Origin of the sequence: Pseudoduganella violaceinigra DSM 15887, from assembly GCF_000425385.1 — a bacterium.
Classification (GTDB): Bacteria; Pseudomonadota; Gammaproteobacteria; order Burkholderiales; family Burkholderiaceae_D; genus Rugamonas; species Rugamonas violaceinigra.
The window spans coordinates 1-15,361 of sequence record NZ_AUDI01000019.1 but is presented as its reverse complement, the minus strand read 5'-3'; the positions used below and the strand labels follow the sequence as shown (position 1 = coordinate 15,361).

The following is a 15,361-nucleotide window of genomic DNA, read 5'->3' as shown; positions in this document are numbered from 1 at the left end:
TTTACTTCTCGACGACAGGCAAGTCGATAGAACTGCCATGGAACACGCGCTGTGTCGCTTTCTTGTAATCGCCCGGCGCCGCCAGGAAGATATTCGGCACGTAGGTCTGCGGATTGCGGTCGTACAGTGGGAACCAGCTTGACTGCACTTGAATCATCAAGCGATGCCCCGGCAGCACTACATGGTTCACTGGCGGCAGCGAGAAGTTGTACTGCACCGGCTTATTCGACGGAATTGCCGACGGCTTCTCAAAGCTGTCGCGATAACGCCCACGCAGGATGTCCATCGACAGCGGCAGCTGGTAGCCGCCCAGTTTCGGCTGCGACGGCACTTCATCCGGATAGACGTCGATCACTTTCACCACCCAGTCCGCATCGCTGCCTGATGTCGACGCGTTCAAATGCACCACGGGGGCACCTGTCAGCACCAACGGCTCCTTCAGTGGCTCAGAAACATAGCTCAGCACATCGGTGCGGTCGCTGACAAAGCGCTGGTCGCTCACCAGCCACGGCTTCCAGACATTCTCGTCGCCCATGCGCACGGGACGCGGCACGAACGGCACCGGCTTGGCCGGATCGGCCACATATTCGTCATATGATGCGCCGCCCGCCGGCTTGGCGAACGACAGCTTGAAGCCACCCTGCAGATACACCGGCTTCGCCGCCGATTGGCAGCCCGCTGCGCAGGATACTGGCCACTGGCCAAGGCGCTGCCACCGATTGCTGCCTGACTGGTATGACAGCACCGGTGGCGTATTCGCCTCCGCTGCCCCATCCACCAGGTACTGTTTCAGGAACGGCACCATCACGTCGCGCCGGAACTCCAGCGCGGTGTCGCCGCTGAAATACAGCGGGCCCAGGGACGAGCCGTCGTAATTCACGCCGCTGTGGCGCCATGGACCGATGGCCAGGTAGTTCAGCTTATTGTCCTTATCCAGCTTCTCCAACGCCGCATAGGTGGCGTAGGTGCCGTAGATGTCCTCCTGGTCCCACTGTCCCACCACATGCATGGTCGGGACCGACAATGGGCGCTTGGCCAGGATGCGGTCCATCGCCTGCTCCTGCCAGAAGCTGTCGTATGCAGGATGCTCGAACAATTTCTTGGTGAAGTTCAGCTTATCCAGGCCATGGCGGCGCGCCAGCTCAGCCACGGAACCGGCGCGCAGCACCGACTCATAATCGTCATAGACGCCGGTCGCCAGCGGCTCGCCACGTCCCCTGGCGGTATTCTGGCTGGCGATGTAATCGAGCGTGTTCACGCGGAAGGCGCCGTTATGGAACCAGTCGTCGCCGCGCCAGCCGTCCACCATCGCGCTCATGGGCACGGCCGCTTTCAGCGCCGGATGCGGATCGGTCAGCGCCATCAGCACGGTAAAGCCCTCATACGAAGAGCCGATCATGCCCACCTTGCCGTTCGTCTCGGGCACATTCTTCACCAGCCAATCGATGGTATCCCAGGCGTCGGTACCGTTATCGGTCTGGCCCGAATTCAGCGGGCCGCGCGCCGGGCGGGTCATCACGTATTCCCCCTCCGAACCGTACTTGCCGCGCACGTCCTGGAACACGCGGATGAAATCGCGGCCGAACACTTCATCGCCTTGCGGCAGCGAAGACTGCATCGACGGGCTCACATTGCGCCGCGCGCGGCCATCCGCGTTGTACGGCGTGCGGGTCAGGATGATCGGCGCCTTGCTCGCGCCCTTGGGCACCACAATCACCGTGTGCAGGCGCACGCCGTCGCGCATGGGGATCATCACCACGCGCTTCACATAATCCGCCTGGTCCAGCGGGGCCTCGAAACCGGACACGATATCGGGCGCCATCGGCGAGGTTTGCGCGCCGGCCTGGGTCGCCAGCAGGAAAGGAATCAGGGTGAGATAACGACGCATGGTTACTCCGATGGGCAGAAAGTTGCGCAATATTACTAGAAAACAAATGAATATACGTAAGCGAGTCCCCGCACATACGGCCGCGGCGGCCTCAGCAACAATAACTCCTGCCATGATATCGAAGGAGTCCATCATGAAAAAACTGATCATTGCCACCCTGTTGGCAGGGTCCCTGGGTGGCGGCTTGGCCATTGCACCAGCGGCCCTAGCGGACGTTGTCGTCATCCGAACCGCCCCACCTCCGGCCCGTGAAGAAGTCATTCCGCCAGCACGGCACGGTTTCGTCTGGGCGCCCGGCTACTGGCGCTGGAACGGCCATCGCCACATCTGGGTGAACGGCCAATATATCCGCGCCCGCCACGGCTACCACTGGCGCGAACCGGCCTGGGCCCAGATGGACAATGGCCGCTGGCGCATGGAACGCGGCCGCTGGGAACGCGGCGACCGCGACCACGACGGCGTCCCCAACCGCCTGGACGAGCACCCCAACAACCCTAATCGCTATTGATTTAGCGGAACTGTCCCAGCTGGGGTCAGGAAGAAAAGTGGACATTCTTGGCGGAATGTCCACTTTTCTTCCTGCCCCCAGGAGGGACATCTTGACATCGGACGGCTGAACTGTAACCATGGCGGGATGAAATGTATCCAATCACATCCATTCTCCCGCAAATGGTGGCGCCGCTGACAATGCGCGGCCACTGAAAAGTGATGTGATTTTAATATCAACGCCGCCTCTATCAGGTGGCGTTTTTCATGGCGCAATCGATAGGGGCAAGCAGAAGGAACCCTATGAGCCAGCCCGCATCCCCTGCCAAACCGATTATCCTGACCGGCGACCGCCCGACCGGCCCGCTGCATCTCGGCCACTTCGTCGGCAGCTTGCGCAACCGTGTCTCCTACCAGGACGACTATAACCAGTTCATCATGCTGGCCGACTCGCAGGCGCTGACCGACAATATGGACGACACCAACAAGGTGCACCGTAATGTGGTGGAAGTGGCGCTGGACTATATGGCTTGCGGTATCGATCCGGCCAAATCGACCATCCTGATCCAGTCCCAGATCCCGGAGCTGGCCGAGCTGACCTTCTATTACCTGAACATGGTCACCGTGGCCCGCCTGGAGCGCAACCCGACCGTGAAGCAGGAAATCGTCCTGCGCGGCTTCGAGCGCGACATTCCGGCCGGCTTCCTGACCTACCCTGCCTCGCAGGCAGCCGATATTTCGGCTTTCAAGGCGTCCATCGTGCCGGTCGGTGAAGACCAGATCCCGATGATCGAGCAGACCAACGAGATCGTGCGCAAGTTCAACCGCCTGGTGAACAAGGAAATCCTGGTCGAGTGCAAGGCTGTGGTGCCTGAAGTGGGCCGTCTGCCAGGCATCGACGGCAAGGCGAAAATGTCCAAGTCGCTGGGCAATGTGATCAACCTGGGTGCCAGCGCCGACGAGATCAAGGCCGCCGTGAAGATGGTCTACACCGACCCGCTGCACCTGAAAGTCTCCGATCCAGGCCACTTGGAAGGCAACGTCGCCTTCATCTACCTGGACGCCTTCGACACCGACAAAGCCGGCGTGCAGGAAATGAAGGACCACTACGTGCGCGGCGGCCTGGGCGACTCCGTCGTCAAGAAGCGCCTGGAAGCCGTGCTGCAGGACATGCTGGCCCCGATCCGCGCCCGCCGCGAAGAACTGGCCAAGGACAAGGGCTATGTCATGCAGGTGCTGAAGGAAGGCACCATGCGTGCGCGCGAAGTGGCAGCCCGCACCACCGATGAAGTCAAGGCCGCCCTGGGCCTGAGCTACTTCTGATGATGGCAATCGCGCTGGCCGCGCTGTATGCCGTGGCCAGCGTAGCCTGCTTCATCGCCTACGCGATCGACAAATCGGCAGCCCGCGGAGGCCGCCGCCGCACTCCTGAGCGTACCCTGCTCCTGCTTGGCCTGGCCTGCGGCTGGCCCGGCGGCCTGGCGGCGCAACAGCTGTTGCGCCACAAGTCGTCCAAAGTGCCCTTCCTCGTCAAGTTCTGGCTCACCGTGGCGCTGAATATCGCGGCGCTCATGGCGCTACAGGCCGGATGGATAAGTCTCGGCGGGTTCATTCAAGTGCCACAGGGCTGAGCGTTCCAACGGCGCGAGCGCCGTCGTGCGGTCCACATGGACCAATGCATCGAACTGGCGCTCGGCATCCGCATAGAAATAATGGCTCATACGCTCGGAATCGGGCCGGTAAATCACCCCAATCGCCCTTTCCAGCAAACGCCCGTCGGCGCGCGCCAGCGCAGTATCCTGCCCGCGCAGGCGCAGCAGGAAAGACGGCATTCCCACTCCGTGCAGCAGATGCTCGACGCTATCGGTCCGCGATGGCACGATATGCTTCAACTCCGCCGGGCCATCCCACGCGCTGGCCGCCGTGACGGTTCCCGTGTGCGTCGTAAAACCCAGCAGGAAGCTGTCGTGCGGCCGGTAGCGTTCACGCACCAGTTGGCCCAGGTTCAATTGGCCGAGTGCAGCCATTTCCGTCGCCCGGGCATCGCCCAGGTGCGAATTGTGCGCCCACACGACAATGCGTGCCGGCCGCCCGATGCTTTGGCCGAGATGTTCGCGCAAGGACTGCAGCGTTTCCGCCATATGCGAATCGCGCACATTCCATGACTCGTCGCGCCCCTGGAACATGGCACGGTAATACACCTCCGCATTGCGGGTGACGCGCGCATTCTGCTGGGCGTAGAAGAACTCGTCCGGCACCATGCCGGTGCGCAGGTGCTCGTTGGCCAGGCGGCTCATGTCGACCAGCTGGCGCAGCACCTCCACCTCGCAATCCGGCTTCATGCCGAAGCGGGTGGCGTAGCCGTAGCGTTGCGGGTCCTCCGCAAAGTGGTCGATGCAGGCGTAGCGTTCACGCGCGCGGGCAGCCGCTTCAGGATCGGCCCGGTCAAGGTATGCGATCACCGCATGCATCGACTGCTGCAGGCTGTACAAGTCCAGGCCGTAGAAGCCGCAGCGGCGCGCCGGGCTCGCGACACGGTGGTTGTGCACGCGCAGCCAGTTCACCAGGTCGACGATTTCATGGTTGCGCCACATCCATTGCGGGAAGCGCTTGAATCCGGTCAGCGCCTGCTCGGCAGTCATGTCGTCGCCGCTGTGCTGCACATAGCGGCTGACGCGCAGCGCGTCGGGCCAGTCGGCTTCGACCGCGATGGCGTCGAAGCCCTTGTCGACGATCAGCCGCTTGCTGATGTCGGCGCGCAGGCGGTAGAACTCGCGGCTGCCATGGGTGGCTTCGCCCAGCAAGACCAGCGACGCATCGCCGATGCAGTTCAGCAGGAAGTCGAAGTCCTCCGCAGTTTCCAGTGGCCGCGCTTCGCGCTGCAGCGCGGCGGTCAGCGTCTTGTCCATGATTCAGCAAGATATCGCAAGCTGTGCGAAACTGTCGCAGGTTTAAATGGGGAAATATTGCATGTGGACTGGCGTGGTATGCGGCCTGCTGGCAGGCGCGATGTGGGGCATGGTATTCATCGTGCCGGAGCTGTTGTCGGCCTTTTCGCCGCTGGAGATGGCGGTCGGCCGCTACGTCGCCTACGGCGCGATCGCCTTCGTGCTGATGCTGCCGCGCCTGCGCAACCTGCTGGACCGCCTTGAACGCAGCGACTACTTCGCGCTGCTTAGGCACGCCCTGGCCGGCAATATCGTCTACTACATGTTCCTGGCTTTGGGCGTGAAGCTGGCGGGCGTGGCGCCTACCTCCCTGATCATTGGCGTGCTGCCGATTGCCGTCACGCTGATGGGCCGCAACGACCACGGCGCCATGCCGCTGCGCCAGCTGGCCATGCCCTTGCTGGTGACGGCGGCCGGCATCGCCTGCATCAATGTCGACGTATTCCAACATGCCGCGGCGGCGGGCGCTTCGATGACCAACACCGTGATCGGCGTGGTTTGCGCCACCGGCGCCCTGCTTTGCTGGAGCTGGTACACCCTCGATAACGCGCGCTATCTGAAGCGCAACCCGCACTACAGCAGCGCCGAATGGTCGGCGCTGTATGGCCTTTCGTCCGGCTTGATTGCCTTGCTGGTGGGTGGGATTGCGTTTGCCATATTCCATGGCGATGTGACGGGTGCCGCCGGAGCCGCGTCCGGACGCGACTGGACGCTGTTCTGGATCTGTAACAGCCTGCTGGCCCTGGGCGCGTCGGTGATCGGCAACCATCTATGGAATATCGCCAGCCGGCGCGTGCCGATTACCCTGTCCGGCCAGTTAATCCTGTTCGAGACCCTGTTCGCGCTGGCCTACGGCTTTATCTACAAACAGCAGTTCCCGCGCCCGCTGGAAATCGCCGCCATCGTGCTGCTGATCGCGGGCGTGACATGGTCGATGCACGTGCACGCCCAGGACGAGGAACTCAGCCCGGCTTAATCCTTTCGGCTACCAGCCCCGCCATCGGGCCCGCGCCTGCGCCGCCGCCTTCCTTGCGCAAGCCCGCCGCAACGCCCGCCATATCGGCATCGCTGCGGTTCTGGCTCACTTTCCATTTGCCGGCGATGGAGTCGATCGGAATCTCGATTCCGACGATGGCCCGCAGCAGCCCGTCGATGAACTCGACCGGCGCATCGTCCACTTCCCAGGACCGCGACAGGCCCGCCTCATGATGTGCAGTCATGCCGCGCAATTGGCGCTGCAGCCATGCCGCGTCCTCGATGACGCGCGCCTTGCCGCGCACCTGCACCATGGCGTAGTTCCAGGTCGGCACAACCTTGTGCGAGATTTCCTTGCTGGGATACCAGGATGGGCTGACATAGGACTCGGGCCCCTGGAACACCACCAGGCATGCGGCATCGCCAGCGGCCAATGCCCGCCAGGCCGGATTGCCGCGCGCGAGATGGGCCCTCAGGACGCCAAGCCCCGCTTCTCCCTCGTCCGGGTGAAGCGAGAATGGCACCAGGTCTGCAGTAGGCTCGGCGCCCTGGATGATCAGCATCCCGAGCGGATACGCCCGGATCAGCCCATGTTTGACCTCTAATCGGTCTTCAGCAAATGCGGTAGGAAGGTACATGCGCCCAGTCTAGCCCGGAGCCCGGGCAAGGGCATAGAGCCAGCGATGTCCTAATTCAGCAGGCCATGTTCGACCATGACATCCTGCACCAGCTCTAGGCGCAGCACCGGATTTTCCTGTGCCAGCAGCAGCTGCTTCTGTGCCAGGGGCAGGCGCAGCAACTCGCACCAGCGGTTGGCCACCCAGCCTGCATCCTGTAGCCTGTAGGGCGCCTGCATCGGCATCTGCACGGACGGAATGCCGCGCTCCTGCAAGGTCTGGATCAGGACGCCCAGGCTGTCGGCGACGTCCTGCTGGTCGGTGGGAATCGGTACCGTCAAATCGTCTTCGATCAGCGCAACGTCGGCCACCCACAAGCCGTGTTTCAGCTGTTCGGCGGAGACGATACGAAAGCGCTGGCGCCCGGTGCAGCGCACCTGCATCAAGCCCGGAATCACGGCCTTCCACTCGCCGATATGCGCCATGGTGCCCACCGCGCACAGGGTTTCATGCTGTTCCGGCTTGCGCACTTCGTCACCCTGCACCAGGGCGACAACGCCGAAATCCTCCTGATGCTCGATGCAGCGCTTCACCATATCGAGGTAGCGCACCTCGAAGATCTGCAACGGCAGGTACCCATCCGGATACAGCACCGTATGTAAGGGGAAGATGGGGATTGCGGACATACTTCATCATCGCACGTTTCGATCGACAACGACGCCTTTCATGGCGACTTCGCACTTGGACGGGCAAAAAGACTGCACCGCCAGTGCGGAAACGTTATAGCTAAAGAAGAGAGCCGCCGGCTAAGGCGGAATGGAACACTCGACATATTTTTTACGTATAAATGAAAAGGGGCGGATATTAATCCGCCCCTCTCGCGCCGTGATCGGCTTATTTAATCAGGAAGTCTTCCTTCTTCTTGCCTTCCAGCCATTTCGGTGCACGGCCGCGGCCAGTCCATTGGGAACCCGACACCGGATCCTGGTATTTCATCGGCACACGGGCGCGTGGCTTGACTGGCTTATTGCTCTTGGCTGCTGGGCCCAGGTCTGCCGGCGACAAGTCGAATTCGCGCATGATGGACCAAATCTGTTCTTTTGCTTTTTGCATTTCAGCCTTACGCGCATCAGCGGCCAGGTTCTGCAGTTCTGCAATTTTTGCTTGGTACTCTTGATAAGTGGTCATCTTTCTTTACCCTAAGTGTATGAAAAATCAAAGAAGTGACAATGTGTGATATTTCCAAGCCGCAATGTATCATAGTTGCGGCGATTTTATCTACATAATTTAACCATATTAAAAAAAAAGCGCCACACATTTGACATGTGGCGCGTTTTATTTGATCGTGAATTAATTAGTAGGCGGCGCCGCCTATTTACTCTCAGAAGCGGCTCTCCACCTGCAAGCGAATATTGCACACGCCCGTACTGGTCGACTCGGACGCCAGTTGGCCGTTATCCCTAATGAACGTGGTCCTGGCGCGGTAATCCTGTTTCAGTAAATTCCAGCCAGAGAAGCGTACCGTGGTTTTGCCATCCACCTTCCATGCGATATAAGCGTCCATCTGGCGCGCCGGGGTCGCCCAGCTATATCGGTTCACATCCATACGCACTAAACCATTACCCCGGTAATTAAAGCTGCCCCCCATACTCCATTTGCCGTCCGGCGTTTTGTAATCGAGGCCGAAAGTGGCACTCAGCGGTACTTGCTGGTCCAGCGTGTTATCCGGGCCCGGCACCGATTCGACGCGCGACCAGTTGCGGCTTACGCTGGTGCGCACGTCAAGTGCCGGCGCATTGTCCATCACTGCCTTCATCGGGAACTTCAATTCCACGTCCAGGCTGCGCACGTCGGCACGGCCATTGTTCATCGTGGTCGTCACCCAGCGGCCACCGCTGTCGAGGAAGGTATTGCGGCGCGTGAAATTGTTAATGCGCCGCGATGCGGCGGCCACGCTGAACATCGCGCCTTCATTCCAATAGTGCTCGTACGAGGTATCGATGCCAGTGGCAAGCTCCGGTTTCAGTCCCGGGTTGCCGACAAAGTCCGTGTCGGTCTGGCTATTGTTGGTGGACGTGAAGCGGCGGCCGGACAGGACGCTGGCCTGCGGCGCCTTGTAGGTGCGGGTCAGCGCCGCGCGCAGCTGGTCCTTCCCGTTAGGGAGTTTGTACAGGGTCTGCATCAGCGGGCTCCACACCGCACTGCGATTGTTGACCGGATCGAAGCCGGCGCCGGAGCTCCGGGTCAACAGCCCTTCCCAACGCAAGCCGCCGTAGACAGACCATGCTTTGCTGATGCTCCATTCATCCTGCACATACGCGGCAAGATTCCTCACGGAGGCAAGATATCCCTCGTCCTTGTCGCTCCGCACACCGCTGACACTGAACAAGTCGCGTTGGTTGCGCCAATCGTCACGGCTGGTGTAGCCCGCCTCCCAGCCCGCCGCCAGGGAATGGTCGGAGCCGATCGGCGAGGAATATTTGCCCGTACTGCTCACGCCCCATTCACGTATTCCGCTGAACACATTGTGCTGCAAGGCGGCTTCGCCAGCATGGGCATCGGTTTCGAACCATTGGGATTTCGAGCGCATGCGCTTCCCGCCAATCTTGGCATCCAGCTTGGCGCCTTCGCCAAACTTGTGGACCCAGTTCAGGTCCGAGCGCCCAAACAGGTTTCTGTTCGCACTCTCGAGACGATCGCTGTCATAGAATGGCGCGTCCCCGACCGCGACCCGGTATGCGCGATCGCTGTTACTGACGAAGGTGTTCTTGTTGATGAACGACTGGGACGTCACTGTATCGCCGTTTTCCAGGGTCCAGTTCAGACGCGGCGACAGCTCGATGCCGCGCGCATACCCATGGTCATGCACCAGGTAACGGCGCGCCATCCGAGGCTGCCCCGTCAGGTCGATCAGCTCGTCGTCGGTGAATGAATCACGCTCGAAAAAATAGCGGCCACCACCCACGTTGACCGAGTAGGAGAAATTGCCGTCCTTATCGGACAGGATCAGGTTGCCCCTCGGGTTATTCGCTTCGCGGCTATGGGTGACGCCGAAATTCACTTCGCGCTGCGCCGTCTGCACTGCCTTTTTCAATACGATATTGATGGTGCCGGCGATCGATTGCGTACTGAATTCCGCGCTGGCGGCGCGGATTACCTCGATGCGCTCGATGCTGTCGGGTGCCAGGGTCTCGATATTAAAGCCCGCCGGCACACGCTCGCCATTCAGCAGGATCTGGGTATAACCGCTGCCGAGCCCCCGCATGCGGATATCGCGCCCGCCTGCGCCAACCGTCACACCAGGAACACGCTTCAGCGCATCGCCGATCGAGGCGTCGCCGTAGCGCTTCAGCTCCTCGCTGCTGACGATGATCTTGCTGGCCGTATCGTCCTTGCGCGGGTTATAAGCTTGCGCCGCCCCCTTGATTTCGACTTTCTGGACAGGTTCTTCTTTCTTTTCCTCGGCCATGGCTTGCGTGGCGGAGAGAATGGCAGCTGCGACGAGAGTCAGGCGGATCATTATTGCAAAAATAGTAAATAATGCTTGGCCGCGACTGTACTCTATGGCGCGAACGGTAGCAAGGATATAATTCGGGATCTTAAAAATTTTGGAATGCCCACCGTGTCCCGACTTGCCGTACTGCCGCAATACCTGCTCCCTAAAGGAGCCCTGACCAACTTCGCCGGCCGTGTGGCAGGCGCCAAAGGCGGGGAAATGACGACCCGCCTGATCCGCTGGTTTGTCGGCAAATACGACGTCAATATGGACGAAGCGGCGAATTCCGACATCGCCAGCTACCAAAGCTTCAACGAGTTCTTCACCCGCGCACTGAAGCCAGGCGCCCGCCCGCTGGCCAAAGCCGATTTCGTCTGCCCGGTCGACGGCCGCATTTCCCAGTTCGGCGCGATTGAGGGCGACCAGATCTTCCAGGCCAAGGGCCACAAGTTCTCCACCACGGCACTGGTTGGCGGCGACGACACCCTCGCCAAGAAATTCGAACACGGCAGCTTCGCCAACCTGTACCTGAGCCCGCGCGACTACCACCGCATCCACATGCCATGCGCGGCCACGCTGAAGCGCATGATCTATGTGCCGGGCGAACTGTTCTCCGTCAATCCGACCACCGCACGCGGCGTACCCGGCCTGTTCGCACGCAATGAGCGCGTCGTCTGCGAGTTCGACACGTCTTTCGGCCCGTTCGTGATGGTGCTGGTTGGCGCCACGATTGTCGGCAGCATGGCCACCGTATGGCATGGCCTGGTCAACCCACCGCGCCTGCCAGCCGTGACCGAGTGGACCTACAAAAAGAATGAGTACGTGTTCAAAAAGGGCGAGGAAATGGGCCGCTTCCTGCTCGGCTCCACCGTCGTCATGCTGTTCCCGAAAGACACCCTGCACTTCAACGACCAGTGGCAGCCTGCTGGCCCAGTCCGCCTGGGCGAGCTGATGGCCAATCTGAAGTAAGCCTTATGGCGCTTGACGCGCCGCAAACTCAAAAAGCCTCCCGATGGTCCAAGCAGGCCAAAGGAGGCCTTATCGATCGCCGTTGCAAAGCTAGTGCGGCGGTGGCCCTCCTGGCAATTACGGAATCTGACGACGTTCTTGGTGAGCAATCCGTATTTCGTGGAACGAGCTTCCAATTGATGCCACCCATGGCTCCCCTGACACTGGTCTGCCAACTAAGCAAATCGAAGACCTTTCCCCTCCTGTCTCCGAAAATCTGATCGCTGCGGAAACAAATTATGTCCGCTTCCATGAACGGCATCCAAACCGTAATCTCGGCGAACTGAACCTTCACTGGCAACGAATCAGCTGCGAGGTCATCCCGGCCGACAGTAAATGAGCTTTCGCCTTTTCATCCACGAATGCCTCTCGCCACATTTGGTGCAAACAGCAGTCGATGCAGCTCACGATGCCACATGTTCGCGCGATCGCGGCTTTTAGCTACGACAGATTGGCGCTTGCTGCCCAAGCTGTTGCTTGACCGTTATGTATTGGTCCTTGCAACTCGAAGGACTTTTGAGGGCACGGGATCGATGATCCAAGCAGGCTATTTACACAGCAGGAAATTCATCCTGGGCTCATTTGCCTGAACTCCAAAAGCCGAATGGACTTCTGGTGCGAGGGACGCCTCTTTCCTCTTAACCCTCGATGAATTGACGCATCTCCCCGCCCCTATAAACCATCCACTGGAGGTGACGGCACGCGTAGATGGCGGGTCCGAGCCTAAATATATGTGATTGCGAAGTAGCCAAATCCTCTGGCGACTCTACATCATCGAGGAGTTAATCCGATAGCAGAAAACGCTATACGGTCAGTGCTGTCGCCCAGACAATATTTACCCAAGTGCAATATTTATTTCCACAAGTTCACTTAAGTTGCTGTTAAAATGATAGGTTGATTGCCGTTCATTTAACCTCCGTAGCAAAATATCATGAAGTTCAAGACCCTGGCTGCCGCCTTTCTCCTTTCAACCACATGCGCGCATGCATCCGTCCTCACGCTTGAGAACGTTGGTGTGCCCGGAGATGTCAGCCAACCTGGCTTCAGCACCGAAGGCTATCAGTTCAACGACAATTCATACGTGGTCGACGTTTCGCCTGGCAGCCCGTTCAGCGAAGCGACCAACGGTGGGCACAGTGGTATGTACGCAGCCCTTAACAACACCGATATCGGCAGCAGCATGGAGATGTTCCGGATCGGCGGCGGTTTGATGTCGGTCGAAAACTTGTGGATTCATGGTTGGCTTGGCGCTGCGGGGGAGGTTGTGATCGAAGGCTACCGGAATGGCATCGCAGTTCAAACGGTCAATTTCACCTTTGGTGATACATGGGAGGCCATCGCACTTGATTTCGGCAGTATTGACATGCTGAGTTTCTCCAGCCATGACCTGTTCTTGGTCGATGACATCAACGTTACGCCAAAGGACAGCGAGCCAGGCACTGTAACGGAACCGGCTACGCCGCTTCTGTTTGCCGCCGCCCTCGCCACTCTGGCCCTGGTACGCAAACGCCGCGCTTAACTACAGCCATTCCCTCGTCCTAAATAAGCGGCCAGCCCTCCCACCTATGTAATCAGCTCAGGACTGCGTAGAGTTCGTAAAAGGCAGCAACGAATCGATCTGGCTGTTAGGGCACGTCGGGAGACGTTCCAATACGCTGGCCAGCCAATGCAGCGCAATTGCGCGCGGATATGGCAGTGCACGACGAAGCGAACGGGTTCCACATCGAGCTGCTCGCGAAGGTCCTCGCCGACTTTACCAGGTCGCGGCCGCAGGCCTCGCATTGGCAGGACGCTGGTTCGTGGCAATGCTCAATGCGTGGCAATTCGGCCGGCAATGGCTGTCGACCGGCGCGGCTACGCGGCTTGGACTCGCGCTTGCCCTGCAGTTCCTCCAGATCCGCCTCGAGTACGGCCAGGTCGCTGGCCAGAGCCTCGCTAAACAACTCCAGCTGCTCGCCGCTGTATGCTTCGCTGGCCTTGCCGAATTTGATCCACTTCATGTGCGCCAGTTCCAGCGTCTGCGCCTGGATCTTCACATCCTTGCACTTCCCCGCCGCCTGCATTTCGCTTTGTTGAACCTGCAAGGCCTGCAACTGGACATCCTTCTCGGCAAGCCGCGCCCCCCCCCCGACAACCACCCTATCCTTTCTGGACGTTTGGACGGGGCAGGCAGGCAATCAACATTAAATCTACATTGAATCAATATTTTCTAAAGAATAGAGCGGCGCAAAAGCCTCTGCATCACTTCCCACCCAGCCGCCAAAACGTTGCAGAAGAGTGTTCAAAACGTCCTTCAATTCGGGCAAGTTTGCGTTGTGATACGAAAAACACAAACAGCGTCTTGCATTAATTCTAGAAATCACGGCCAAATCCTTTGGATCACCGAAATCGTTATCAATATCCATCTCCTGTACCTGAAAACGCGTTGAATCGTTCAAGTCTATTTGCAGAGCATCTTGTTTAGGTATCAAGTAGAGCTTATAGGGAAATTCCTCACCAAGTACTTTGCTTACTTTAGGCAAAAAAATATCCGAAGCGGGAAAATAGAATACATCATTCATAAAATTTAATCAGCGATCACGTCAATTACATCCTGCATCTTATGCGGTGCAAGGCCTCCAGCCTTCTCAACAGACCTCTTCGCGTGAATCGAGAATCCGTCCTTGCCGCACGCAAGACCTATGCATACTTTACCACTCGGATTTACCGATGGGTCCTGTCTATCTTTGACTTGACGGGTTAACCCCATAGCTTCATACACATCTCCGAAAGTCGTTTACGTTCAATGACTTACGCACTGGCCTTGTAAACTTCCGCCAAATCGCGTTTACTCTCGTCTTTCGGGCGGGCGCGTGGTGAGAGCGGCGGGGGGATTTTGCGGGTACTTGCGCAAAGGCTCCATCTTCCAGCACGCCAACAGTCGATCCGGTCCTAATCTATTTGCCCCATTTGCCCCTGCGGCACTTCTTCAGCATCGACATTTTCAAATAGAGCGGTTATCCCTTCTTCCACACTGTTACCAAGTAAGCAAAGGTAGTCATCATTCGCCCCAAACATGCGACCTTGGGGAGAAAGAACCAAAGTCAAATGACCATTATTGGCGCTTCCGACGACGACCAAGCGCTCACCAATACGAGCTTCGTATGTAACAACTTTTTCGCGGTATATCTCATCAATTGCTTCTTTCGGATTGAAATGAATTCTCTCCAACTCGCCCTTTACTCGATATGCCGGCATGGAACCATCCAAGCCGCCAAAATTTTCCAAGAATGATACCGCCATAGGGAAAGGTTCATAGCCGTCATCAATGAGCGATGTTATAAAAATGCATGCATCAACGCGACGGTCCTCTGACCAACCCATACTCTTTAAAAAATCAATCGTTGTCTTTTGAAATTTCATGTCAATGGTCGCTTGTTACGTTCGTGCCGTGAGTAGTGATTTTGCAGTTTTGACAGCGGGTGAACGCCTGCCCCGTTTTAGTGATGACCGTATGCAATTCAATTGCCCCATACTCGGCACCCGCGTGAAGCGCATTATTTAATGAATTGAATTCCGCGCAATTTTCTATCCGCCATCTCTCAAGACTTGCCGCTGGCATCCGCGCCGCTAACTCAGGGGACCCTCGATTAACCGACAATTCGGACTTGGGTGCCGTGCAAAAGGTGGCGTAAGTGGGAAAATCCCCCGTGCTCGCTCCCAGCTCGGTGCTATTTCCCGTCCGTCACCACCGTTTTCAGTGATGTGGGCGGACTTCGGGCGTTAGAACGCCACGGCGTTTGCCTCCCGGAGATAGGAAAGGCGGCGCAAGTTGTAGGCAGCCACTTTCCAGTTCAAATTCAGCGTAGCGCGCGCCAAGCCGATGGAGCGTAGCGTCTTTCCGCCGAGTTGCGCCAGGCTAGCGAAAACATGCTCGACGCGGGCGCGTGGTTTGGCGATGCGG

General features: G+C 58.8%; 16 protein-coding genes and 1 pseudogene. 6 read left to right on the top strand and 11 right to left on the bottom strand.

Translation table 11 applies throughout. From position 1 onward, the window contains the following. Position 1: 1 nt before the first annotated feature. The gene (locus H597_RS0112245) at positions 2–1,888 is read right to left on the bottom strand and encodes a CocE/NonD family hydrolase (RefSeq protein ID WP_028102408.1); all 1,887 of its coding nucleotides are present in this window, start codon (positions 1,886–1,888) and stop codon (positions 2–4) included. 133 nt (positions 1,889–2,021) lie between these two features. On the opposite strand from H597_RS0112245, the gene H597_RS0112240 reads away from it, so the two are divergent. The 3 genes from H597_RS0112240 to H597_RS30645 all read left to right on the top strand — a co-directional run bounded on the left by H597_RS0112240 (position 2,022) and on the right by H597_RS30645 (position 4,005). After that, positions 2,022–2,396: a YXWGXW repeat-containing protein gene (locus tag H597_RS0112240; protein WP_028102407.1), complete on the top strand. Its 375-nt coding sequence runs from the start codon at positions 2,022–2,024 to the stop codon at positions 2,394–2,396. Positions 2,397–2,677: 281 nt separating this feature from the next. Further along, positions 2,678–3,697: a tryptophan--tRNA ligase gene (gene trpS, locus H597_RS0112235; protein WP_028102406.1), complete on the top strand. Its 1,020-nt coding sequence runs from the start codon at positions 2,678–2,680 to the stop codon at positions 3,695–3,697. Beyond that, a complete protein-coding gene (locus H597_RS30645) occupies positions 3,697–4,005 on the top strand; it encodes a DUF1294 domain-containing protein (RefSeq protein ID WP_051293729.1) in 309 nt (102 codons plus the stop codon). Before trpS ends, H597_RS30645 begins: the two co-directional genes overlap by 1 nt. Here the strand turns inward: H597_RS30645 and H597_RS0112225 are convergent. After that, the gene (locus H597_RS0112225) at positions 3,952–5,283 is read right to left on the bottom strand and encodes an erythromycin esterase family protein (RefSeq protein ID WP_035374022.1); all 1,332 of its coding nucleotides are present in this window, start codon (positions 5,281–5,283) and stop codon (positions 3,952–3,954) included. The genes H597_RS30645 and H597_RS0112225 overlap by 54 nt on opposite strands. 61 nt (positions 5,284–5,344) lie before the next feature. On the opposite strand from H597_RS0112225, the gene H597_RS0112220 reads away from it, so the two are divergent. Next, complete coding sequence (locus H597_RS0112220; RefSeq protein WP_028102404.1) at positions 5,345–6,298, top strand: DMT family transporter; 954 nt, start codon at positions 5,345–5,347, stop codon at positions 6,296–6,298. Here H597_RS0112220 and H597_RS0112215 read toward each other — a convergent pair. The 4 genes from H597_RS0112215 to H597_RS0112200 all read right to left on the bottom strand — a co-directional run bounded on the left by H597_RS0112215 (position 6,285) and on the right by H597_RS0112200 (position 10,434). Beyond that, on the bottom strand, positions 6,285–6,935 hold the full coding sequence (locus tag H597_RS0112215) for an FMN-binding negative transcriptional regulator (RefSeq protein WP_028102403.1): 651 nt from the start codon (positions 6,933–6,935) through the stop codon (positions 6,285–6,287). The two genes, H597_RS0112220 and H597_RS0112215, sit on opposite strands and share 14 nt — an antisense overlap. Positions 6,936–6,985: 50 nt before the next feature. Beyond that, positions 6,986–7,600, bottom strand: coding sequence for an LON peptidase substrate-binding domain-containing protein (locus H597_RS0112210; RefSeq protein WP_028102402.1), 615 nt, complete (start codon positions 7,598–7,600; stop codon positions 6,986–6,988). A gap of 208 nt (positions 7,601–7,808) precedes the next feature. Further along, entirely contained in the window at positions 7,809–8,027 is a 219-nt protein-coding gene (locus H597_RS0112205) for an H-NS histone family protein (protein WP_229632158.1), read from the bottom strand. Between the two features lie 268 nt (positions 8,028–8,295). After that, positions 8,296–10,434 carry a TonB-dependent receptor plug domain-containing protein gene (locus tag H597_RS0112200; RefSeq protein WP_028102400.1) on the bottom strand — a complete coding sequence of 713 codons (2,139 nt, stop codon included), beginning with the start codon at positions 10,432–10,434 and terminating at the stop codon, positions 8,296–8,298. A gap of 93 nt (positions 10,435–10,527) precedes the next feature. On the opposite strand from H597_RS0112200, the gene asd reads away from it, so the two are divergent. Both asd and H597_RS0112190 read left to right on the top strand, forming a co-directional pair. After that, on the top strand, positions 10,528–11,379 hold the full coding sequence (gene asd / locus H597_RS0112195; protein ID WP_028102399.1) for an archaetidylserine decarboxylase: 852 nt from the start codon (positions 10,528–10,530) through the stop codon (positions 11,377–11,379). A gap of 970 nt (positions 11,380–12,349) precedes the next feature. Next, positions 12,350–12,937: a hypothetical protein gene (locus tag H597_RS0112190; protein WP_028102398.1), complete on the top strand. Its 588-nt coding sequence runs from the start codon at positions 12,350–12,352 to the stop codon at positions 12,935–12,937. A 44-nt stretch (positions 12,938–12,981) separates the two neighbouring features. Here H597_RS0112190 and H597_RS35900 read toward each other — a convergent pair whose 3' ends face one another. From H597_RS35900 to H597_RS36170, 5 genes and pseudogenes are all read right to left on the bottom strand, one after another. Beyond that, positions 12,982–13,200, bottom strand: a complete 219-nt coding sequence (locus H597_RS35900) for an IS66 family transposase zinc-finger binding domain-containing protein (protein ID WP_229632157.1) — start codon at positions 13,198–13,200, stop codon at positions 12,982–12,984. A gap of 86 nt (positions 13,201–13,286) precedes the next feature. Then, positions 13,287–13,418: pseudogene (locus H597_RS35895) on the bottom strand (hypothetical protein); the annotation flags it as partial. A gap of 189 nt (positions 13,419–13,607) precedes the next feature. After that, the gene (locus tag H597_RS34810; RefSeq protein WP_154668077.1) at positions 13,608–13,979 is read right to left on the bottom strand and encodes a hypothetical protein; all 372 of its coding nucleotides are present in this window, start codon (positions 13,977–13,979) and stop codon (positions 13,608–13,610) included. A 370-nt stretch (positions 13,980–14,349) separates the two neighbouring features. After that, complete coding sequence (locus tag H597_RS34085; RefSeq protein ID WP_083941063.1) at positions 14,350–14,820, bottom strand: SUKH-3 domain-containing protein; 471 nt, start codon at positions 14,818–14,820, stop codon at positions 14,350–14,352. Between the two features lie 360 nt (positions 14,821–15,180). Further along, on the bottom strand, positions 15,181–15,361 hold a 181-nt coding region (locus H597_RS36170), incomplete at its 5' end, for a transposase (RefSeq protein WP_035374017.1).